Source organism: Shinella fusca, assembly GCF_014203155.1.
GTDB classification, from domain to species: Bacteria; Pseudomonadota; Alphaproteobacteria; order Rhizobiales; family Rhizobiaceae; genus Shinella; species Shinella fusca.
Window position 1 is genome coordinate 1 of record NZ_JACHIK010000014.1, and the last position, 22630, is coordinate 22630.

General features: G+C 68.1%; 17 protein-coding genes and 1 other RNA gene. 6 read left to right on the forward strand and 12 right to left on the reverse strand.

The features are described 5' to 3' along the window. Positions 1–90: 90 nt before the first annotated feature. Together HNQ66_RS17575 and recR are read right to left on the reverse strand one after the other, a co-directional pair. Positions 91–1305 (reverse strand): lytic murein transglycosylase, encoded by a 1215-nt coding sequence (locus HNQ66_RS17575; RefSeq protein WP_380780281.1) that lies wholly within the window; start codon positions 1303–1305, stop codon positions 91–93. A 176-nt stretch (positions 1306–1481) separates the two neighbouring features. After that, entirely contained in the window at positions 1482–2087 is a 606-nt protein-coding gene (gene recR, locus HNQ66_RS17580; protein WP_184145478.1) for a recombination mediator RecR, read from the reverse strand. Positions 2088–2147: 60 nt separating this feature from the next. Here recR and HNQ66_RS17585 point away from each other — a divergent pair, with 60 nt between their 5' ends. Then, a complete protein-coding gene (locus tag HNQ66_RS17585; RefSeq protein WP_184145570.1) occupies positions 2148–2759 on the forward strand; it encodes an MOSC domain-containing protein in 612 nt (203 codons plus the stop codon). Here the strand turns inward: HNQ66_RS17585 and HNQ66_RS17590 are convergent, their stop codons facing one another. The 4 genes from HNQ66_RS17590 to ffs all read right to left on the reverse strand — a co-directional run bounded on the left by HNQ66_RS17590 (position 2760) and on the right by ffs (position 5768). After that, positions 2760–3371, reverse strand: a complete 612-nt coding sequence (locus HNQ66_RS17590) for a LysE family translocator (protein WP_184145479.1) — start codon at positions 3369–3371, stop codon at positions 2760–2762. 36 nt (positions 3372–3407) lie between these two features. Further along, positions 3408–3731 (reverse strand): YbaB/EbfC family nucleoid-associated protein, encoded by a 324-nt coding sequence (locus HNQ66_RS17595; RefSeq protein ID WP_184145480.1) that lies wholly within the window; start codon positions 3729–3731, stop codon positions 3408–3410. A 15-nt stretch (positions 3732–3746) separates the two neighbouring features. After that, on the reverse strand, positions 3747–5624 hold the full coding sequence (locus HNQ66_RS17600) for a DNA polymerase III subunit gamma/tau (protein ID WP_184145481.1): 1878 nt from the start codon (positions 5622–5624) through the stop codon (positions 3747–3749). A gap of 46 nt (positions 5625–5670) precedes the next feature. After that, positions 5671–5768: signal recognition particle sRNA small type (gene ffs, locus HNQ66_RS17605), an RNA gene on the reverse strand. A gap of 114 nt (positions 5769–5882) precedes the next feature. Between ffs and HNQ66_RS17610 the strand changes: the two genes are divergently transcribed. Beyond that, complete coding sequence (locus HNQ66_RS17610; RefSeq protein ID WP_184145482.1) at positions 5883–6293, forward strand: HIT domain-containing protein; 411 nt, start codon at positions 5883–5885, stop codon at positions 6291–6293. Continuing rightward, complete coding sequence (gene nudC / locus HNQ66_RS17615) at positions 6290–7264, forward strand: NAD(+) diphosphatase (protein WP_184145483.1); 975 nt, start codon at positions 6290–6292, stop codon at positions 7262–7264. Before HNQ66_RS17610 ends, nudC begins: the two co-directional genes overlap by 4 nt. Before the next feature lie 9 nt (positions 7265–7273). Here the strand turns inward: nudC and HNQ66_RS17620 are convergent, their stop codons facing one another. Both HNQ66_RS17620 and HNQ66_RS17625 read right to left on the reverse strand, forming a co-directional pair. Next, positions 7274–8125 carry a prephenate dehydratase gene (locus tag HNQ66_RS17620; protein WP_184145484.1) on the reverse strand — a complete coding sequence of 284 codons (852 nt, stop codon included), beginning with the start codon at positions 8123–8125 and terminating at the stop codon, positions 7274–7276. A gap of 15 nt (positions 8126–8140) precedes the next feature. After that, a complete protein-coding gene (locus tag HNQ66_RS17625; protein WP_184145485.1) occupies positions 8141–8896 on the reverse strand; it encodes a 3-deoxy-manno-octulosonate cytidylyltransferase in 756 nt (251 codons plus the stop codon). Positions 8897–9047: 151 nt separating this feature from the next. Between HNQ66_RS17625 and HNQ66_RS17630 the strand changes: the two genes are divergently transcribed. Then, positions 9048–9743: a c-type cytochrome gene (locus tag HNQ66_RS17630; RefSeq protein WP_184145486.1), complete on the forward strand. Its 696-nt coding sequence runs from the start codon at positions 9048–9050 to the stop codon at positions 9741–9743. Positions 9744–9819: 76 nt separating this feature from the next. On the opposite strand, the gene HNQ66_RS17635 is transcribed toward HNQ66_RS17630, so the two are convergent. Beyond that, on the reverse strand, positions 9820–10764 hold the full coding sequence (locus HNQ66_RS17635) for an AEC family transporter (protein WP_184145487.1): 945 nt from the start codon (positions 10762–10764) through the stop codon (positions 9820–9822). A 476-nt stretch (positions 10765–11240) separates the two neighbouring features. Between HNQ66_RS17635 and HNQ66_RS17640 the strand changes: the two genes are divergently transcribed. Then, on the forward strand, positions 11241–16697 hold the full coding sequence (locus tag HNQ66_RS17640) for an alpha-2-macroglobulin family protein (RefSeq protein WP_184145488.1): 5457 nt from the start codon (positions 11241–11243) through the stop codon (positions 16695–16697). Between the two features lie 10 nt (positions 16698–16707). Continuing rightward, positions 16708–18792 carry a penicillin-binding protein 1C gene (pbpC, locus tag HNQ66_RS17645; RefSeq protein WP_184145489.1) on the forward strand — a complete coding sequence of 695 codons (2085 nt, stop codon included), beginning with the start codon at positions 16708–16710 and terminating at the stop codon, positions 18790–18792. 152 nt (positions 18793–18944) lie between these two features. On the opposite strand, the gene HNQ66_RS17650 is transcribed toward pbpC, so the two are convergent. Genes HNQ66_RS17650 through HNQ66_RS17660 form a run of 3 tightly spaced genes read right to left on the reverse strand, consistent with a single transcriptional unit; the run spans position 18945 to position 22624 of the window. Further along, positions 18945–19745, reverse strand: coding sequence for a crotonase/enoyl-CoA hydratase family protein (locus tag HNQ66_RS17650; protein ID WP_184145490.1), 801 nt, complete (start codon positions 19743–19745; stop codon positions 18945–18947). A gap of 24 nt (positions 19746–19769) precedes the next feature. Continuing rightward, entirely contained in the window at positions 19770–20645 is an 876-nt protein-coding gene (locus tag HNQ66_RS17655; protein ID WP_184145491.1) for a hydroxymethylglutaryl-CoA lyase, read from the reverse strand. Next, positions 20642–22624, reverse strand: a complete 1983-nt coding sequence (locus HNQ66_RS17660) for an acetyl-CoA carboxylase biotin carboxylase subunit (RefSeq protein ID WP_184145492.1) — start codon at positions 22622–22624, stop codon at positions 20642–20644. Before HNQ66_RS17660 ends, HNQ66_RS17655 begins: the two co-directional genes overlap by 4 nt. Between the last annotated feature and the right edge of the window lie 6 nt (positions 22625–22630).

Below are 22630 nucleotides of genomic sequence, written 5' to 3' on the forward strand. Positions count from 1 at the left end.
AATCATGCGAAAACTCATCGTCCTCGCCAATGCACTGCTCAGCAAAGGCAGAAAATGGGTCCCATCCCTACCTTGACCAACACGGATACTCTAGCGCAGCTTGGCCTTGAGCGAGGCGTCGGGAAAGCAGGTGGGGGCGAGGCCGTTCTTCGCCTGCCAGTCGCCGAGCGAGCGGCGCGTCTTGTAGCCCGGCAGGCCGTCGACCTTGCCGACGTCGTAGCCCTTGGCGACGAGCGCCTTCTGCATGGCGAGCACGTCCGAGCGCAGCATCCTGCCGACATCCCCCCACGCGCCGCGGAACGGGCCGCTGCCATAGGCGATGCGGTCGGCGAGGTTGCCGAGGAAGAGGGCGTAGAGGTCAGAGTTGTTATATTCCTTGAGCACGTAGAAATTCGGCGTGACGATGAATTCCGGCCCGTGCGTGCCGGCCGGGACCAGCATCATGCCGGAGGCCTTTGCCTCGCCGGCCGGGAACGCCTTGCCGGAGATGCGCGTGATGCCGCTCGAGGCCCATGCCGAGATCGGCTTGGCGAGGTCCGGCCCTTCCTGCGCGCAGGAGACGCCGTCCGGGATCGAGACCTCGTAGCCCCAGCCGCGGCCCGGCTGCCAACCCTTCTTCACGAGGTAGTTGGCAATGGAGGCGAGCGTGTCGGGCACCGAATCCCAGATGTCGCGCACGCCGTCGCCGTCGAAATCGACGGCATATTGCAGGAAGCTCGTCGGCATGAACTGCGGCTGGCCGAGCGCGCCGGCCCAGGAGCCGCGCAACTGCCCCACCGTACGGTCGCCGCCGTCGACGATGTGGAGCGCGGCGATCAGCTCCTTGCGGAAGAGGTCCTTGCGCGTCGACATGAAGGCCTTGGTGGCCAGCACCTCGACGGCCGAATAGGGGATCTTCGCGCTGCCGAAGCCGGATTCGCGGCCCCAGACGGCCAGAACGATCTCGCCGGGCACGCCGAAGCGCTGCTCGATCCTGCGCAGGGTCGACGCATGGGCCCTGGCAAGGCTGCTCCCCCTTGCCGCAAGGCTTTGCAGGCGCTTTTCGGAGAAATAGGCGCCGGGCGCGGAGAACTCCGCCTGGCTCTGCGCCTGTTCCTTCTTCGGCTTTGAGCCCGGCGGCACGAGGTCGGGCAGGTCCCAGTTGAGGGTCACGCCGTCCATCGCCGCGCGGAAGGTCTTCTCGCTGACGCCGGTTTTCCTTGCCGCCGGCCAGAGGTCGTTGTCGATCCAGGCGCGGAACATCGCCTCCACCTCGGCCTTGGAGGCGGCGTGGGCGGGGAAGGAAACGAGCGCGAGCGCAATCATCAGCGCGAGGCGGGCGAGGATACCCCCCTCTGCCCTGCCGGGCATCTCCCCCTCAAGGGGGGAGATCTGCTTGGGGTAAGGCCGTGCCACGATTCGATCTCCCCCCGTGTGGGGGAGATGCCCGGCAGGGCAGAGGGGGGTGAACCGCAACAGCCATCGCAACATGAACACTCTCCTCAGATCGCCGTACGCGCCCGGAGCGCGGCCGTCAGCGTGCCTTCGTCGAGATAATCGAGTTCGCCGCCGACGGGAACGCCGTGGGCGAGGCGCGTGATCTTCACGTCGAGGCCGGAAAGCTGGTCGGTGATGTAGTGGGCGGTCGTCTGGCCCTCGACGGTGGCGTTGACGGCGACGATCAATTCGCGCACGTCCCCCTTCGCCACCCGGTCGACGAGGCCGCGGATGTTGAGGTCGTCCGGGCCGATGCCGTCGAGCGGCGAGAGCGTGCCGCCGAGGACGTGGTAGGCGGCGTTCATCGCGCCGGCGCGCTCCAGCGCCCAGAGATCGGAAACGTCCTCGACGACGATGATGACCGACTGGTCGCGCTGCACGTCCGTGCAGACCGTGCAGGGGTCCATCGTATCGACATTGCCGCAGCACGAGCAGATGCGCACCTTGCGGTGCGCCTCGCCCATCGCGTCGGCAAGGGGACCCAGAAGCTGGTCCTTCTTCTTGACGAGGTGCAGCGCCGCCCGGCGCGCCGAGCGCGGCCCGAGGCCCGGCACCTTCGCCAGAAGCTGGATGAGTTTTTCGATTTCGGGGCCGGTGACTCGTTTTGCCATTGCCGGTATCTAGCCCATATCAAGGGGAAACGGAATCCACCCCGCAGGGAGGCAGCGCTGATCAGGATAGTTGCGGTATGCACGGGCCTTGCCCGTCCGGTTCCCGGCAAAAGCTACAAGACCGGCATTTTCAAGACGCCGACCGATGCCGCCGTCGTCATCGACCGCGAAGGGCTGCTCGGCGACGCCATCTGCAACCGCAAGCACCATGGCGGCCCGGAACAGGCGGTCTACGCGCTCGGTTCGGTCGATCTCGACTGGTGGACGAAGGAGTTCGGCAGGACCATCGAGCCGGGCACCTTCGGCGAGAACCTCATCATTTCGGGCATCGACAGCCGCAGCGTCTCGGTCGGCGACCGCTTCGAGACGGAAAGCGTGCTTCTGGAAGTCACCTCGACGCGCATCCCCTGCGCCACGCTCTCGGCGCGCATGGGCGATCCGGGCTTTGCCAAGCGCTTCATGCAGGCGGGGCGGCCGGGCTTTTACTGCCGGGTGCTCAGGGACGGCGTGATCCAGGCGGGCGATACCGTCACCTATACGCCCTTCGACGGCGCGCCCGTCACCATGCCGGAACTCTTGCGCACCTACGGCAGGAATCTTTCCGAAGAGGACCGCAACCGCTATCTCGCCGCGCCCATCAACGACAAGCTGCGCGCGGCCCTGACCGGCTGATCAGCGCGTCGCGATGGCCGCCGCCGCCCCGGCCATGGTGCCGGCGCTGACGCGGTTGGCGATGCGCACGGCGCGCGGGCTCCTGAGGAACCGGCGGGCGCGCGAGGCGAGGAAGACCCAGGCAAGGTCGATCGCCACCAGCACGACGAACATGGTGACGACGAGCTCCGCCCAGCCGGTGAGCGTGACGGCGCCGAGGTCGATGATCGCCGGCAGCAGCGCGACGTAGAACATCATGATCTTCGGATTGCCGAGCGTCACCGTCATGCCGGCGAAGAACAGCTTTGCGCCGGAGCGCGCCTCGGGCAGCGCGGCCTCGCCCGTGTCGACCGGCGCGAACCACATCTTCCAGGCGAGGTAGAGAAGGTAGAGGACACCGAGCCACTTGATGGCGACGAAGGCGGCGTAGAAGGTCTCGGCGATGGCCGCAAGGCCGAGCACGGCGCAGGTGAGCCAGATGCCCTCGCCGATCCACATGGCGGCGAGGAAGGGAAGCACGTCCCTCGCCCCGCGCGACAGGACACGCGCGACCAGCGCGGCGATGCTCGGGCCGGGCGATCCGGCCGCCATCATCAGCGCACCGGCGAAGATTACGAGGGTCGTCAGGCTCATCGGAAATCCTCCTCAGGAGCCGTCGATCCTACAGTATCAGAACGGCAGTTTGAAGCCGGGCGGGATCGGCAGGCCGGCGGTCAGCGCCTTGGTCTTTTCGGCCGCCTGCGCCTCGGCCTTCTCCTTGGCGTCCTTGTGGGCGGCGACGATCAGGTCTTCCAGGATCTCGACGTCGTCTTCCTTGAAAAGCGAGGGATCGATCTTCAGGCCCTTGAGATTGCCCTTGCCGTCGAGCGTGACGGAGACGAGGCCGCCGCCGGAAGCGCCGGAGACTTCGAGCGCGGCGATCTCCTCCTGCATCTTCTCCATCTTGGCCTGCATTTCCTTGACCTTGCCCATCATGCCCATGATGTCGCGCATCGGCCTCTCCTCTTTCTAGTGTTCGATGTCGTCGCCGGGCAGGATGTCGCCCTCGGCGGATTCGGCGGCGGCAGGCGCCGCGACGGTCTCGATCTCGTCTTCCGCTTCCTGCACCTTGATGCGCACGTCGGTGATCTTGGCGCCGGGGAAGCGCTGCAGGATGGCGGCGACGTCCGGGTCCTGCCGGGCGTCGGCGACGCGCGCCTCCTGCGCCATCGTCTCGGCCTCCGAGAGCGTCGGCCCGCCGGCCTCGCGCGAGAGGATGACCAGCCAGCGCATGCCGGTCCATTCCTGGAGGCGATTCTGAAGGTCGGTAATCAGCGATTTCGGCGCGTCCTGCGCAAGGCCGATTTCCAGCTTGCCGGCCTCCACGCGCACCGGCTTCACGAAGGCGCGCACGAGCGCGCGCAGGCGGATGTCGCGGTTCTTCGTGCAGAGGTCGGCGATGTCGGAGAGGGAATTGACCGGCACCTTCGGCGCGGCGGCCGGCTGCTCGGCCGGGGCGGACTCGATACGGCCGACCGGCTGGGGTGACGGCTCGGCCTGCGGCACGGCGCGCAGCATCGTCGCGCCGCCCGACTGGGCGCGTGCCGGTGCATCCGGCTGGCGGGAGACGGCGGAAACGGCGGCCTGCGCCGTCGGCTGGCCGCCACCGTTGCCGCCCGCTTGCGGCGCGCGGCCGCCACCAGCGCCGCCCTCGCCGCCCGAAAGCTCGGCAAGGCGGCGGGCGGCCTCTTCCGGCGAGGGAAGGTTGGCGGCATGGGCAAGGCGGATGATGACCATCTCGGCCGCGCCCGCCGGGCGGCTGGAGGCTTCCGCCTCCGGAATGCCCTTGAGCAGCATCTGCCACATGCGCGAGAGCGCTGTCACGGCGATGGAATTGGCGAATTCCACGCCACGCACGCGCTCGATCTCGCTCAGCGACTGGTCGCCGGCCGCATCCGGCACGTATTTCATGCGGGTGACGAGGTGGGTGAAATCGGCAAGGTCCGTCAGGACGACGGAGGGGCTGGCGCCGGCCTCGTACTGCGCGGCGAACTCGGCGAGCGCGGCGGCCGCATCGCCCTTCACGATATGCTCGAAGAGATCGACGATGCGCGCCCGGTCGGCAAGGCCGAGCATGGAGCGCACGGCCTCGACCTCGACGCGGCCCGCCCCATGGGCGATCGCCTGATCGAGCAGCGAGAGGCCGTCGCGGGCCGAGCCCTCGGCGGCGCGGGCGACCATGGCGAGCGCATCCGGCTCGAAATCGACGCCTTCCTTGCCTAGGATAGTGGAGAAAAGGCCGACGAGGTCGGAGGCGCCGATGCGGCGCAGGTCGAACCGCTGGCAGCGCGACAGGACGGTGATCGGGACCTTGCGGATCTCCGTCGTCGCGAAGATGAACTTCACATGCTCCGGCGGCTCTTCCAGCGTCTTCAACAGGCCGTTGAAGGCCTGCGTCGAGAGCATGTGCACTTCGTCGATGATATAGACCTTGTAGCGCGCCGAAACGGGGCGGTAGCGCACCTGCTCGATGATCTCGCGGATATCGTCGATGCCGGTATGGGAGGCGGCATCCATCTCGATGACGTCGACATGCCGGCCTTCCATGATGGCCTGGCAATGCTCGCCGGGCACGCGAAGGTCGATCGTCGGCCTGTCGATCTCGGGGGTCTTGTAGTTGAGCGCGCGGGCGAGGATGCGGGCGGTCGTCGTCTTGCCGACGCCGCGCACGCCCGTCAGCATGTAGGCCTGGGCGATGCGGCCGGTCTCGAACGCGTTCGTCAGCGTACGGACCATCGGCTCCTGCCCGACCATGAGGTCGGAGAAGTCCTTCGGGCGGTACTTGCGGGCAAGCACCCGGTAGGCGGCCGGTTTTTCGCTGGACGGATTTGTGGTTTCGTCGCTCATCGACCCTGCCGCAAATGAGGCGCTTTAGTCCCGACAGGACGGTAAGGTGGGAGGCTGGCACGATGACCCGTGCCGGGGCTCGTTAGGGCTGCTTCCTTCCGGACCTGACCCGGTTGGCGAGTGGCTCGTCCACCACCAACCTCCCGCCCTCCATATCGGCAATATTCCGGCCGAATGCAAGCCGAGGCGATAAAAAACTGTTGGAGGGAAATCGGCTGCGTGGCATGACTCTTCAAAACAGGCATGCGGAAGAACTTCATGAGCGACTTTCAACCCGACGAACGGCTGGCGCGCGACAGCGATCTCCTGACGAAGATCGGCCTGTGCGAACTGCGCCTGATGAAGGACAAGCGCTGGCCCTGGCTGGTGCTCCTGCCCCAGCGGACGAATGTCAGCGAGATCTTCGAGCTGACCCCGCTCGACCAGACCATGCTGACCTTCGAGACGGTGCTCGTCGCCGAGGCGCTGAAGAAGGTGACGGGCGCGACGAAGATCAACACCGGCGCGCTCGGCAACATCGTCCGCCAATTGCACGTCCATGTCGTCGCGCGCAGCGAGGGCGATGCCAACTGGCCGGGCCCCGTCTGGGGCCACGGCACCGCCGAGCCGCGCACGGCCGAGGAAACCAAGGCCTTCGCGGCCAAGCTCCTGGATGCCCTGACCCCATGAAGCCTTCCCTTTTCGATTTCTACCGCCCGCATCCGGAACCCAGCACCATGGTGGCCTTTGCGGAAAACACGCTCGACCGCCGCTCGGAACACCGCGCGCCCGATTGCCTGGAACAGGCCTTCAAGGCCGAGAACGTCCACGCCTTCGCGCTCGCCGGCGGCAAGCTCGTCGTCAAGCACGACGAGAAGATCATCGACCCACTGTTCGCGCCCTACGAACTTGCCGAGCTCGGCCCGGTGCCGGAGGATTCCATCCTGCTCGGCTACCTGAAGAACGGCGAGCCGCGGCTTGCCATCCCCGTCAAAGCCGACCCCGATACGCTGCACGAGCCGCTGAAGGCCGCCGACGGTCGCACGCTCTACCGCCAGCAGATGCTCGACGACGACCTGCTCGGCCAGTTCGCCCAGGCCTCCAGCATGATGACCTGGAACGCGAACAACCGCTTCTGCGGCAAGTGCGGTTCGCCGACCCGGTCGGAGATCGGCGGCTACCGGCGCATCTGCGAGGCCTGCGGCCACACGATCTTCCCGCGCACCGATCCGGTGGCGATCATGCTGGTCATCGACATCGAGCGCGACCTTTGCCTGCTCGGCCGCTCGCCGCATTTCCCGGAGGGCATGTATTCCTGCCTTGCCGGCTTCCTAGAGCCGGGCGAGACCATCGAGCATACGGTGCGGCGCGAGACCTTCGAGGAATCCGGCATCAAGGTCGGCCGCGTGCGCTACCACGCCTCGCAGCCCTGGCCGATGCCGCATTCGCTGATGATCGGCTGCTACGGCGAGGCGATCTCCTTCGATATCCGCCGCGACGAGGCCGAGCTGGAGGATTGCCGCTGGTTCACCCGCGCCGAGACGGCGGCGATGATCGAGCGCAATGCCCTTTCCGGCCTCGCGCCGGGCGTCACGGCCCCGCCGCCGAAGGGCGCCATCGCGCACCGGCTGATGCGCGACTGGCTCGACTGGGAAATCTGATCGAAAGCGTTAGAACGCGCTGCGCATCGGGTGCGCCCGGTAGGTGCCGAGGATGCGGACCTTCTCCGAGAAGAAGCGCAGCTCCTCCAGCGCCTGGCGCACATGCTGGTCGTCAGGGTGGCCTTCGATATCGGCATAGAACTGGGTGGCGATGAACTTGCCGCCGATCTGGTAGCTTTCGAGCTTCGTCATGTTGATGCCGTTCGTAGCAAAGCCGCCGAGCGCCTTGTAGAGGGCGGCCGGAATGTTGCGCACGTTGAAGACGAAAGTGGTGACGACGATGCCCTCACCGTCACGCTCGGCCTTCTTCTCCTCCCGCGAGAGGACGACGAAGCGGGTGACGTTGCTTTCCGTATCCTCGACGTTCTCCGCGACGATCGACAGGCCGTAGAGATCGGCCGCAAGGCGCGGGGCGAGCGCAGCCATGGTGCGGTCGCCGCTCTCCGAGACGAGCTTGGCGGCGCCGGCCGTATCGCCGGCGATCACCGGCTTCCAGCCGTTGCGGCGCACGATCTTGCGGCACTGGCCGAGCGCGTGGATATGGCTGTGGACCGTGCGGATATCCTCGCGCGTCACGCCCGGCAGCACCATGAGCTGGAAGCGGATCGGCATGAAATATTCGCCGACGATGTGCAGGTTCGATTCCGGCAGCAGATTGTGGATGTCGGCGACGCGGCCGGCGATCGTGTTCTCGATGGGGATCATCGCAAGATCCGCATCGCCGTTCTCGACGGCCAGGAACGCGTCCTCGAAGGTCTGGCACGGCAGCGGCTCCATGGTCGGGAACATGTCGCGGCTCGCCATGTCGGAATTCGCGCCGAACTCGCCCTGGAAGGCGATCTTGTTGGTCTTCATGATCATGGCCGGGTATCCGTATCAGATGGGGTGCGCCGCGAGCATTGCCCGGGCCTTTTCGAGGTCGGCGGGAGTATCGACACCGAGCGGAACGGTGTCAACGATCTCCGCGTCGATCCGCATGCCGGCCTCCAGCGCCCGGAGCTGCTCCAGCGACTCGCGCTTTTCCAGCGTCGAGGGGGCAAGCGAGACGAAGGCTTCGAGCGCCTTGCGGCGATAGGCATAGAGGCCGATGTGATGGTAGAGCGGCCCCTTGCCGTAGGGCGCCGTCGCGCGGGTGAAGTAGAGCGCGCGAAGGCGGCTCTCGCCGATCGGCGAGCCGACGACCTTCACCACGTTCGGATTGGTCTTCTCCTCTTCCTCGCGGATTTCCGTCGTCAGCGTGGCGATATCGGTCGCGGCGTTCTCCAGCGGGCGGAGCGCGGCGCGGATCGTTTCCGGATCGATGGTCGGCAGGTCGCCCTGCACGTTGATGACGATCTCGGCGCGCGCCTCCGGGTCGCTCTTCGCCAAGGCCTCGTGGATGCGGTCGGAGCCGGACTGGTGGTCGACGCGCGTCATCACCGCCTCGAAGCCTGCCGCCGCGACCGCATCGAAGATGTCCTGATGGTCGACCGCGACGACGACCCGGCCGACGCCGGCGGCCGCCGCGCGCCGCGCAACCTGCACGATCATCGGCAGGCCTGCGATATCGGCGAGCGGCTTGCCCGGAAGGCGAGTCGAGGCCATGCGCGCCGGAATGAGCACGAGGGTCTTGTCAAAATTGGCGCGATTCATCTCAGGCCCTTCAAAACCCCCGGGAAAAGTGTCAAAAGGTCTCAGTGCGGGGGCTACAATCACTGTTGCAACGAAGCAGCAAAAGACATAGGTTCCGCGCGATTTCAAGACTGGCCGGCGTCTGTCCGCCGGTTGCTAGGGGAGCGTTTGGATGAACTCTTATGTGAACATGGGCGTTGGTGCCCTGCTTGGCACCGTCTTCGTACTGATGTCCGTGTCGATCGCTTCTGAAGGCATTTTCCATTCGGAAGCTCCCGAGAAGGAAGGCTTCACGATCGTCGCCGAGGAAACCGGCGGGGCGGAAGCTGCCGGCGGAGACGAAGCCGCAAAGGCCGTTCCGATCGCGACCCTGCTTGCCAGCGCCGATGCAACAGCCGGCGCATCCGTCTTCAAGAAGTGTGCGAGCTGTCATAACGCCGATAAGGGAGGCCCGAACAAGGTCGGGCCTAACCTTTACGGCGTCGTGAACCGCCCGATCGCCTCGCATGAGGGCTTCAGCTATTCCGCCGGCATGACGACCTTCTCCGAAGATCACAAGCTCGTCTGGGACTTCGACCACCTGAACTTCTTCCTCGAAGCGCCGAAGAAGCACGTTCCGGGCACCGCCATGGGCTTTGCCGGCCTCAAGAAGGACGACGAGCGCGCCAACCTGATCGCCTACCTGCGCACGCTCTCCGACAACCCGGTTCCGCTGCCGACGGCCGACGCCGGTGCTGCGGCGACCGAAGGCGGCGCTGCCGCCACCGATGGCGCGGCTCCCGCCGAGGGCGGCGCTGCTGCAACGACCACCGAGGGCTCCACCCCGGCCGAAGGCGGCACGACGACCGAGCAGCCGGCCGCACAGTAAGAAGCGGCCCTACCGACGCAGACACCGAAACCCGGCCTTCGCGCCGGGTTTTTTGTTGCCCTGGGGGAAAAACAGTTCAGCCGAGCAGCCAGGCCCAGAACGACACGGTGAAGACGCCGAAGGCCGTCGTCATGGTGATGGTGGAGGAGGCGAGCGCGTGGCCGACGCCGAAATGGTTGGCGAGCAGCCAGGCGTTGACGCCCGTCGGCACGGAGGAGGTCAGCACCATGGCGGCCGTCCACTGGGGGCTGAGGCCGAGCAGCCGGCAGGCGACATAGACGGAGCCCGGCAGGAGCACGAGCTTCAGGGCCGTCATGGCGAGCGCGATGCCGGCATTGCCGCCGACCTTGTACCTGTTGAGCGCCATGCCGATGGAGATGAGGGCCGCCGGCCCCGCCATGGCCGCGACCTGATCGACCATCACCTTCACCGGCCCCTTGAGCGGCACGCCGCCGACATGGAACAGCGCGCCGACGAAGAGGCCGATCACCAGCGGATTGCGAACGAGGTTGCGCACGATGCCGAGGAGGAGGGCCGCAAAGCTCTGCGGCGGGCGCGTGCCGTCCTTGCGCTCGGCACGCTCCATGAGCACCGTGCCGGCGATCATCATGACCGGCAGATGCACCGACAGCAGCACCGAGATCGCCACGAGCCCGTCTTCGCCGACGACGCGCGAGACGAGCGGCAGGCCGATGAAGACGGTGTTGGCGAAGGCGGCGGAGACGCCCGCGAGCACCCCCATCCGCCGGTCGCGCTTGAAGCCGAGCGTCGCCGTCAGATGCGCGACGGTCCAGGTGACGGCGACGCCGGCGAAATAGGCGACCCAGATGCGCAGCGGCGATTCGCCGGCAAAGTCGGCCTCCGCGATGGTGCGGAAGAGCAGCACCGGCACGGCCACCCGGAAGACGAAATCGCCGAGCCCCTCGCCCAGCTCCTCCCTGAGATAGCCGGTGCGCACCAGCGTCCAGCCGAGGAGGATCAGCGCGAAAACGGGCAAGACATTGAGGGCGACGTCCGACATGAAACCGTCCGAGTGAGAAGAAGACGGTCTTCGGTAGGGCAACTGGCCGGAAGCGTCCAGCGGCAAGCGCCGGGCGGGCATGAAAAAAGCGAGGGTCGCCCCCCGCTTCTTCATCCCGGCCTTGCCGGGCCAGTGTTTCGCGCAGTGCCAGTACATCCGTGGTCACCGCGTTGCCGAAACACGACTTTCGTGTCTGACGAAGGGTCTAACCGACCGCTGTAACAGCGGTATGACAGAAGCACATTCGTCGATGATGCCAAGTCTGCGCGCATATGGTTAACAAAAGGTTAACGCCGGCCGCCTCGAAATATTTCGCATTTCCGGCGATGGAACGGCAAACCCCAAACGTCTTCCCCCTGGTTCCATGCGCCGTCTCCCTTTAAGGCCCACCGGCTCCCTCCCCTTGCGGTTGACAAGCCGGGCCCGGGCCGAAACAGTGACGGCGGCAACGGGACGGGCAGCGGTAGGAGGACATCATGTCTAGGCGCGCAATCTTCGGTTTCTCGGCACTTCTTCTTTCCGCCCTTGCCGCACCGCCCCTTCCCGCCCATGCCGGGGAGACGCGCTCCGTCGTGACGACGGAGAACAGCGACTATTTCGGCTTCGACCTGCGCACCGTCCAGGACGTGACGCTCGACCAGTGCAAGACGGACTGCATCGACGACCTTTCCTGCCGCGCCTTCACCTATAATCCCAAGGTGAAATGGTGCTTCCTGAAGAGCGACTTCAACCAGCTCAACCATTTCCAGGGCGCCGTCGCCGGCAAGATCGTCAAGGCGGACGATGCCGCCGATATCGGTGCGCCGCCGGCGCTCTCCTTCGTCGGCGATTACATGCTGGGCGAGGCCCGCAGCTTCCGCAGCGCCCTTGCGCTCGCGCCGGAGCATCAGGGCCAAGGCGCCGAAAGCCTTGCCTCGCTCGGCCGCATCGAGGCGGCCTCCGGCCATTTCGACCGGGCGCTCACCGCCTTCCGCGGCGCGCTGTCGCTCGCGCCGGAGGATTATTACCTCTGGATCGAGACGGCCGAGACCATGGGCCGTGCGAACGACAACAGCTACCTCGCCGGCCAGGGCGCGCTTGCCGCCATCAACGCCTACGAGCTCTCGCGCACGACGGAGACGCGCGCCCGGGCGCTCGCCGTGCTCGGCGACACGCTCGACAAGTCCGCCAGCTACCGCGCCGGCATCAACGCCTACAAGGCGAGCCTTGCGCTGAAAGAGGACGTCGCGGTGCAGTCGGCCTATCTCGGCCTTCGCGCCCGGCAGGGCTTCCGCGTCGTCGGCCACACGATCGATTCGGACAGCGCAAGCCCGCGCGCCTGCGTGGAATTCTCCGAGCCGCTGGTGAAATCCGGCGCCGACTACGCCTCCTTCGTGACGCTCGACGGCGCCGCGCCCAAGGCGGTCGAGGCCAAGGACCGGCAGATCTGCGTCGAGGGGCTAACCCACGGCCAGCGCTACAAGATCGGCTTCCGCGCAGGCCTGCCCTCCTCCGTCGACGAGCAGCTGGCCTCGGCGGTCGATATTGAAGTCTACGTGCAGGACCGCGCCGCGACGGTGCGTTTCACCGGCGACGGCTTCGTGCTGCCGGGCAGCGTTCGCCGCGGCATTCCGATCGTTTCCGTCAACACCGACAGCGCCGACCTCAAGCTCTACCGCGTCGGCGACCGCGCCATCGCCGCGCTGCTTGCCGACAGCCAGTTCCTGACCCAGCTCGACGGCTATTCCGCCGACCGCATCGAGAGCCAGAGCGGTGAGCTCGTCTGGCAGGGCAAGATCGACATCGCGCCCGACCTCAACAAGGACGTCGTGACCAGCTTCCCGGTCGACGAGGCGCTGCCGGAGCGCAAGCCCGGCGTCTACGTTCTCACCGCCGCCGCCTCCAACGGCCACAGCAACGAATGGGATTCCAAGGCGACGCAATGGTTCGTCGTCTCCGACGTCGGGCTCACCACCTATGCCGGCACGGACGGCCTTTCCGTCTTCGCCCGCTCGCTCGACACGGCCGGGCCGCTCGAAGGCGTCGAATTGCAGCTCATCGCCAGGAACAACGAGGTGCTGGGCACGGCGACGACGGACGCGGACGGCCGCGCGACCTTCACGGCCGGCCTCATCCGAGGCACCGCCGCCAACACGCCGGCCGTCATCCTCGCGAAGAAGGGCGAAGGCGACTTCGTCTTCCTCGATATGACGCGCGCCGGCTTCGACTTGTCCGATCGCGGCGTCACCGGCCGCCCGGCGCCCGGCGCCGTCGACGTGCTCGCCTGGACCGAGCGCGGCATCTACCGCGCCGGCGAGACGGTGCATGCGACGGCCCTTGCCCGCGACATCGAGGCGAACGCCGTCGAGAAGCTGCCGCTCACCTTCGTCTTCACCCGCCCGGACGGCGTGGAGGACCGCCGCATGGTGGCGGACGGGGCGGCGCTCGGCGGCTACGCCGTCGACCTGCCCCTGCAGGACAACAGCATGCGCGGCTCCTGGACCATGCAGGTCTTCACCGACCCCAAGGGCACGGCCATCGCCGAAAAGCAGTTCCTCGTCGACGACTTCGTGCCGGACCGCATCGAATTCGACATGACGAGCGAGGCCAAGGCCATCGAGGCCGAGGTGCCGACGCCGGTCTCCGTCGAGGGCCGCTATCTCTACGGCGCGCCGGGCGCGGGGCTGGAGATCGAGGGCGACGTCGCGCTGAAGCCGACGCGGCAGGACCCCGCCTATCCCGGCTACGTCTTCGGCCTTGCCGACGAGGAGGCGATCGAGGAGAACCGCGTCCCGCTCGAAGGCCTCGACGTGCTCGACGAGGAGGGCAAGGCGACCTTCGACGTCACCGTCACCGACCTTCCCTCGACCACCCAGCGCCTCGAGGCGCTGGTGACGCTGCGCATGAACGAGGCGGGCGGACGCGCTGTCGAACGCAGCCTGACTTTGCCCGTCAAGGCGGAAGGGCCGATGATCGGCGTGAAGCCGGAGTTCTCGGGTGACCTTTCGGAAAACAGCGTCGCGAATTTCCACGTCGTCGCGGTGAACCCGGACGGCAGTAAGGAGGCGATGCAGGGCATGCCGTGGAAGCTGCTCTCCGTCGAGCGCGACTATCAATGGTATCGCGACGGCAGTTCGTGGCGCTACGAGCCCGTCATGACGACCAAGCAGGTCGCCACCGGCACGCTGGACGTTGACGCCGACGGCGGGCGCATTTCCGTGCCCGTCACCTGGGGCCGCTACCGGCTGGAAGTGGAAAGCCCCGAGGCGGAAGGCCCGGCGACCAGCGTCGAGTTCGACGCCGGCTGGTATGTCGCCGCGACCTCGACGGAAACGCCGGACGCGCTGGAAATCTCGCTCGACAAGGAAAGCTACAAGGTGGGCGACACGGCGCGGCTGAAGGTCTCGCCGCGCTATGCCGGCCAGCTTCTCGTCACCATCGGCGCGGAAAGCCTGATCGCGACGCAGACCGCCTCCATCCCCGCCGGGGGCGGCGAGGTGGACATCCCCGTCACCGCGGCATGGGGGCCCGGCTCCTATGTCACCGCCACGCTCTTCCGCCCCGGTGCGGACCAGGAGAGCCGCATGCCGATGCGCGCCATCGGCATTACCTGGCTGAAGGTCGATCCCGCCGAACGCAAGCTCGATGTCGCGCTCGACGTTCCGGAGAAGACGCTGCCCCGCCAGCCGCTCGACATCTCGCTGAAGGTCGCAGGGGCCGGCGCGAACGAGGAGGCCTATATCACGGTCGCCGCCGTCGACGTCGGCATCCTCAACCTCACCCGTTACGAGGCGCCCGATCCGGCCGGCTGGTATTTCGGCCAGCGCCGGCTCGGCATGGAGATCCGCGACCTCTACGGCCGGCTGATCGACGGCTCGCTCGGCACGACCGGGCGGCTTCGCACCGGCGGCGACGGCGGCGAAGGTGCGCTCCAGGGCAATCCGCCGACCGAAAAGCTCGTCGCCTTCTTCGCCGGGCCCGTGAAGCTCGATGCGGATGGCAACGCCAAGGTCAGCTTCGACATTCCGCAGTTCAACGGCACCGCGCGCGTGATGGCCGTCGCCTGGACGAAGACCGGCGTCGGCAGCGCGTCGAAGGACGTCGTCATCCGCGATCCCGTCGTCGTGACGGCGAGCCTGCCGAAGTTCCTCGCCCCCGGGGACCGTGCGGACCTGCGGCTCGACATCGCCAACACCGATGCGCCGGCCGGCGACTACACGGTGGAGGTCACGCACAACGCCTCGGTCATGGTCGAGCAGACCGGCGCCGGTGAGACCGTGACCCTCACGCCCGGCGGCAAGACCGCACTCACCCTGCCGCTGATCGGCGGCGAGGCGGGCGACGGGCTCGTCACGATAAAGCTCTCGAACGCCTCCGGCCTCTCGCTGGAACAGGTGCTCAACGTGCCGGTGCGACCGGCCGCCATGCCCATCACCACGCGCCGGCCGATCGAGATCGCCGCGAACGGCAGCCTGACGATCGACGACCAGCTTCTTGCCGACAGCCAGCTTGCCGGCGCCTCCGTGAGCCTCAACGTTTCGCGCGCCGCGGCCTTCGACATTCCGGCGCTGCTGATGGCGCTCGACCGCTATCCCTACGGCTGCACCGAGCAGACGACGAGCCGCGCGCTGCCGCTGCTCTATCTCAGCGAGCTCTCGAAGCAGTCCGGCCTGCCGGAGGACACGGAAACGCAAAAGCGGGTGCAGGATGCTATCTACCGCGTGCTCGCCAACCAGTCCTCCTCCGGCAGCTTCGGCCTGTGGGGGCCGGATTCGGGCGACCTGTGGCTCGACGCCTTCGTCACCGACTTCCTCTCGAGGGCCCGCGAGCAGAAGTTCGAGGTGCCCGAGCAGGCGATGCTCCAGGCGCTCTCCAACCTGCAGAACGCGCTCTCCTATGACGTGAATGTCTCCACGCAGGGCAACGAGATCGCCTATGCGCTCTACGTGCTCGCCCGCAACCGCAAGGCCGCGATCAGCGACCTGCGCTACTATGCCGACACGAAGCTGTCGGAGTTCACCTCGCCGCTCGCCCGCGCGCAGATCGCCGGTGCGCTCGGCCTCTACGGCGATGCCCGGCGCTCGCTGGCGATCTTCTCCAACGCGCTCGGCCTTGCGCGCGACGGCGTGATCAATGCCAGCCTCTCGCGCAGCGACTACGGCTCGTCGCTGCGCGACGGCGCGGCGATCCTGGCGCTTGCGGCAGAAAGCCGGCCGGTGCCGGACGTCATTCCGCAACTGACGAAGCTCGTCGCCAACCAGTGGGAGAACAAGCGCTGGACAAGCACGCAGGAGCAGACCTGGATGCTGCTGGCCGCCCGCGCCGTGAAGGATGCCGACAAGGGCCTGAAGCTGGAGATCAACGGCGCGGAGCATGCCGGCGGCTATGCCGCGCAGATGACGGGCAAGTCGCTCCTTGAAAACCCGCTGACCGTCGCCAACCGCACCGGCGAGCCGGTCTCGGCCGTGGTGACGACAGTGGCGGCTCCTGCCGATCCGCTGCCGGCCGGCGGCGACGGCTTTGCCATCGAGCGCAGCTACTACACGCTCGACGGCGAGGAGGCCAACATCACCGAGGCGCAGCAGAACGAGCGCTATGTCGTGGTGCTGAAGGTGACGGAGCAGAACGACTGGCCGTCGCGCATCATCATCACCGACCTTTTGCCCGCCGGCTTCGAGATCGACAATCCGAGCCTCGTCGACAGCGCGAAACTCGCCAATTTCGATTGGCTCGGCGAGACGGAGGCGGCACATACGGAGTTCCGCTACGACCGCTTCGTGGCGGCCTTCAACCGCAGCCAGGGCGACAACCGCGAGGTGACGCTGGCCTATGTCGTGCGCGCCGTCACCCCCGGCACCTACGACCTGCCGGCGGCCCAGGTGGAGGACATGTACCGGCCGCAATATTCCGCCCGCACGGCGACCGGCCGCATGCAGGTCGTCAAGGCGGAATAGGAGGGCTGCCATGGCGCTCCGGCGCAAGCTCCTCATCGGCTCCCTGTGCGGGGCGGCGTCCATCGCCGCCCTCGCCTTCGGGCTCGTCTCTGCGGACCGCGCCTTTCCGCCGCCCATCCATGTCGCCGATACCGTCTCGAAGGAAGTGCTGGACCGCAACGGCCGGCTTCTGCGCGCCTTCGCGACGCCGGACGGCTACTGGCGGCTGAAGACGACAGCCGCCGATGTCGACCCGCAGTTCATCCGCATGCTCGTCGCCTACGAGGACCGGCGCTTCCGCGAGCATTCCGGCATCGATCCGCTGGCGGTGCTGCGCGCGGCCGGCCAGTTCATCACAAGCGGCCATATCGTCTCGGGCGCCTCGACGCTTTCCATGCAGGTCGCCCGGCTGATCGAGCCGCGCGACAACCGCTCGATCCTTGCAAAGCTGCGCCAGATGGCGCGCGCCGTGCAACTGGAGCGGCGGCTTTCCAAGGACCAGATTCTCGATCTCTACCTGACGCTCGCCCCCTATGGCGGCAATCTGGAAGGCGTGCGGGCGGCAAGCCTCGCCTGGTTCGGCAAGGAGCCGAAGCGGCTCACCGTCGCCGAAGCCGCCCTCCTCGTCGCCCTGCCGCAGCTTCCCGAAAAGCGCCGGCCCGACCGGCACCGGGCCGCCGCCGAGGAGGCGCGCGGGCGCGTACTCGCCCGCATGGCCGTTTCGCAAGTCATCGGCGAAGGGGAAGCCGAACGCGCTTCGGCGGAAGCCGTGCCGGACCGCCGCCGGCAGCTTCCCGCCTATGCCGCGCATCTTTCGGAGCTGGCGCTACGCAAGGATCCGGCGGCCGCCAGCCACCGAACGACGCTCGACCGCTCGGTGCAGGACGGGCTCGAAGCCGTCGCCCGCGAGGCGGCGCAGCGGCTCGGCCCGAAGGTCTCCATCGCCATGGTGATGGCGGACGCGCGCACCGGCGCGATCCTCGGCGAGGTCGGCTCGGCCGACTATTTCGACGGCAGCCGCGCCGGCTGGATCGACATGACGCGCATCCGCCGCTCGCCGGGCTCGGCGCTGAAGCCCTTCATCTACGGGCTCGCCTTCGAGGAGGGGCTGGTCGCGCAGGAAACCATCGTGGAGGACCGGCCGGCCGATTTCTCCGGCTATCGCCCGCGCAATTTCGACATGACCTACCAGGGCGACGTCAGCGTGCGCAAAGCCCTGCAGATGTCGCTGAACGTGCCGGCCGTGCGCCTGCTCGACGCGGTCGGCCCGACGCGGCTGATGGTGCGCTTCCGCCGCGCCGAGGTGCGCCCCGTGCTGCCGCCGGGCGAAACGCCCGGCCTTGCCATCGGTCTCGGCGGCCTCGGCATCACGCTGCGCGACCTCACGCAACTCTATGCGGCGCTCGCCAACCGGGGCATGCCCGTCAAGCTCGGCGACGGCATCGGCGAGGCGCCCTCGATCATCGACGGCGATCCGCTGCTCGATCCCGTCGCCGTCTGGCAGGTCTCGGACGTGCTCTCCGGCGTCATCCCACCCACCGGCAGCCGGCGGCTCGGCATCGCCTACAAGACGGGCACCAGCTACGGCTACCGCGACGCCTGGTCGGTCGGCTACGACGGGCGGCATGTGCTCGGCGTCTGGGTCGGCCGGGCCGACAACGGCGCGGTGCCGGGCCTGACGGGCTACGGCTCGGCCGCGCCCATCCTCTTCGAGGCCTTCGCCCGCTCGGGCCTTGCCATCGTGGCGCTGCCCGGCGCACCGAGGGGTGCGGTGCGGATCGCGCAATCCGAGCTTCCCGCGAGCCTGCGCCGCTTCTCGGCGACGGCCAACGGCCTCGTCTCCGCCTTCGCCCGCGAATCCGCGCCGCACATCGTCTATCCGCCGGAAGGCGCCCATGTGGAGCTCGGCGCGACGACGGGCGAGGCGATCTCGCCGCTGGTGCTGAAGCTGCAAGGCGGCCGCGCGCCCTTCCGCTGGCTCGCCAACGGCAAGGTCCTGCCCGACGCCGCCCGCCGCCGCACGACGCAATGGCTGCCGGAGGGCGCGGGCTTTTCGACGCTGACGGTGATCGACGCCGCCGGGCGCGCGGCGAGCGTGCGGGTGTTCATCGAGTAGGGCGAGGTTGCCCCTCATCCCGCTACCGCGACCTTCTCCCCGCAAGCGGGGCGAAGGGGTATGCCGCATCGGCTTCCCCAATCAATATATGTCCGTGGGGCAAGTCCCCTCTCCCCGTTTACGGGGAGAGGGTTAGGGTGAGGGGCGATCCCTTACTTCGCCGTATCCGCCAGCACCCACTCCGCCTTCCGCTTCTCCAGAAACGCCGCGATCCCTTCGGCAGCCTGTGGCGTCTCCCAGGTGTCGGCGAGCCGCATTAAGGTCATCTCGATCAGTTTCTCGTCGATCGGCGGGGCGAGCGCGTGGGCGAGCGCCTTGGCGGCCGCGACGGCCTCGGGAGAGGCGGCGAAGTAGGGCCTGATTTCCGCTTCCACGGCCGCATCAATATCCTCGGCCGGCACGACGGCGCTCAAAAGCCCGATGGCGCGGGCGGCCTCGGCGTCTATGAGGCGGGCGGAGGTGGCAAGGCGCAGGAAGGCGGCGGGGCCGATGCGGGCGGCGACATAGGGGCTGATCGTCGCCGGGATGAGGCCGAGGCGGGTTTCCGTCAACCCGAAGCGGGCACCCTCGACGGCAATCGCCGCATCGCACACGCTGATGAGGCCGACCCCGCCGCCATAGGCCTGCCCGTTGACGCGGGCGATCAGCGGCTTCGGCAGGTCGCGCAGCGACTTCAGCATCATGGCGAGCCGGCGGGCTTCCGCGATGCGCTCCTCGCGCGTGGCGGCGATCTGCTCCTTCATCCAGTTGAGGTCGCCGCCCGCGCAAAAGCTCTCGCCCTCGCCCGTCAGCACGACGAGGCGCACGGCCGCGTCCTCGCCGAGAAGGCCCGCGACCGCCGTGAGCTCGCGGATCATCAGGCCGGAAAGCGCATTGTGCTGGGCGTGGCGGCGGAGCGTCAGCGCCGCGACGCCACGCCGGTCGACGGATACGGAGATCGTCTCGAAATGCATCTTTGAACCTCCCATCTTTTCGCCTCAGGCGCTCCGGCGCGCATCGTCCTTGCCGGCGATGCGCCGCGCGAAGGCGGCGGCAAGGGCCAGCTTGCGCCGGTCGAGCCCGGTTTCATAGCCCTCGGCCGCCAGCATGTCGGCAACGGCGAGCGTATCGACATTGCCGCGCGCGCCCGGCGCATAGGGGCAGCCGCCGAGCCCGCCGACAGAGGCGTCGAAGACGGAAAGCCCGCGATCGAGCGCCACGCGGATATTGTCGAGCGCCAGCCCGTTCGTGTCGTGGAAATGGCCGGCGAGGTTTTCCGGGAAGGCGACGGCAAGCACCACGTCCAGCATGGCCGCGACCTCGGCGGGCCGCGCGCGGCCGATCGTGTCGCCGAGGCTCACCTCATGGCAGCCGAGCCGCAGGAGCTGGCCCGTCACCCGCGCAACGGCGCAGGGCTCGACCGGGCCGTCATAGGGGCATTGCACGACGCAGCTCACATAGCCGCGCAGCGGAATACGGTCCGCCTTTGCCGCCTCTGCCACCGGGCGCACGCGCTCGATGCTCTCGGCGATGGAGCAGTTGAGATTGGCCCGCGAAAAGCCCTCGGAAGCGGAGAGGAAGACGGCGACCTCATCGGCGCCGGCCGCCTTCGCCGCCTCGTAGCCCTTCATGTTGGGCACCAGCGCGGCGTAGGAAATACCGGGGCGGCGGCGGATGCCGGCCATCACCTCGGCACCGTCGGCAAGCTGCGGCACCCATTTCGGGCTGACGAAGCTGGTCGCCTCGATGCGGGCGAAGCCGCAGTCGGACAGGAGGTCGACCAGAGCGATCTTGTCGGCGGCGGGGATGATCGCCTTCTCGTTCTGCAGGCCGTCGCGGGCCGCCATCTCGACGATTTCGATGCGCCGGCTCATGCCGCCTCCTCCGGCGCCAGCGCGACGAGCAGCGCGCCTTCGGGCACCTGATCGCCCGCCGCCACCGGCACCGCGGCCACCACGCCGTCGCGCGGGGCGGCCAGCACCAGCTCCATCTTCATCGCCTCCATGGTGACGAGCGGATCGCCCTTTTTAACGCGAGCGCCCGGCCCCGCCGAGACGATGCGCACGAGGCCCGGCATCGGCGCGGAGAGCCGGTCGCCCCCGGCTGCCTCGCCCTGATGGCCGGCTTCCTCGGCAAGCACGAAGGCATGGCCGCGGCCGGCGAAGAAGACGGTGATGGCGCGCGCCTCGCGATGCACGGTTGCCGGAAGCGTATGGCCGTCGAACGCCACGCGGACAGCACGGCCGTCGAAAGACTGAACGCAGAGATCCGTCGCAACGCCGCCATGCTCGACGCGGAAGCGGCCCTCGCCGCGCATCGTCACGCGCAGCGCGTGCTCCGCACCGCCGTGATCGAGGAACACGGTCTGCACGGCTTCGCCCCACAGGCGGAAGCCGCGGAGACGCTGCCAAGGGTCATCCCCCGATGGCGCGGCGAGAAGGCCGAGCGCCGCGAGGGCGGCAAGGGCGAAGGCCTCTTCGGAGGCCTCGGGCTCGGTCAGCAACTCCTCGCCGGACCGGCCGATGAGGCCCGTATCAACATCGCCCGCCGAGAAGGCCGGCAGGCGGCAGAGGCGGGCGAGGAAACCGGCATTGGTCGTCACGCCCGCAACGCGGCATTCCGCAAGCGCGCCTTCCAGCCGGGCGAGCGCTTCGGCGCGGGTGCGGCCGTGGGTGACGACCTTGGCGATCATCGGGTCATAATAGGGCGTGACGAGGTCGCCCGCGCGCACCCCGGAATCGACCCGCACACCCTCCGGCAGGTCGAAGACCGAAAGACGGCCGGTCGCGGGCAGGAAGTCGCGCGCCGGGTTTTCCGCATAAAGCCGCGCTTCGAAGGCCCAGCCGTCGATGGAAAGCTCGTCCTGCCGCTTCGGCAGGGGCTCGCCGGCAGCGACGCGGAGCTGCCATTCGACGAGATCGAGACCGGTGATCGCCTCCGTCACGGGATGCTCGACCTGGAGGCGCGTGTTCATCTCCATGAAATGGAAGCGGTCCTGCCGCAATCCTTCCGAAACGTCGGCGATGAACTCGACGGTGCCGGCGCCGCTATAGCCGATGGCCGCTGCCGCGCGCACGGCGGCCGTGCCCATCGCGGCGCGCATCTCCGCCGTCATGCCGGGAGCCGGGGCCTCCTCGATCACCTTCTGGTGCCGGCGCTGGAGCGAGCAGTCGCGCTCGAAGAGATGCACGACGTTGCCGTGCGCATCGCCGAAGACCTGCACCTCGATATGGCGGGGCTTGGCCATGTATTTTTCCACCAGGACGCGCCCGTCGCCGAAGGCGCTTTCCGCCTCGCGCCGGGCGCTTTCCAGCGCGGCGACGAAGTCTTCCGGCCGCTCCACCTTGCGCATGCCCTTGCCGCCGCCTCCGGCCCGCGCCTTGATCAGCACGGGATAGCCGATGGCCTCCGCCTCGCCGGCGAGGAAGGACGGCTCCTGCCGCTCGCCGTGATAGCCGGGGACGACGGGAACGCCGGCCTTCTCCATCAGGGCCTTGGCGGCGTCCTTCAGGCCCATGGCGCGGATGGCATTGGCCGAGGGGCCGATGAAGACGAGGCCGGCGGCCTCCACCGCCTCCACGAACTCGGGATTTTCCGAGAGGAAGCCGTAACCCGGATGCACCGCCTCCGCGCCGCTCGCCCTGGCGGCCTCGACGATGGCGGGGATGTTCAGGTAGCTTTTCGCCGCCTCCGCCGGGCCGATGCGGACGGCTTCGTCGGCAAGCGCGACATGCAGGGCGTCCCGGTCGGCATCGGAGAAGACGGCAACCGTCGCGACACCCGTGCGGCGGGCGGTACGGATGATGCGGCAAGCGATTTCGCCCCGATTGGCGATGAGGATCTTGCGGAACATGCTGCC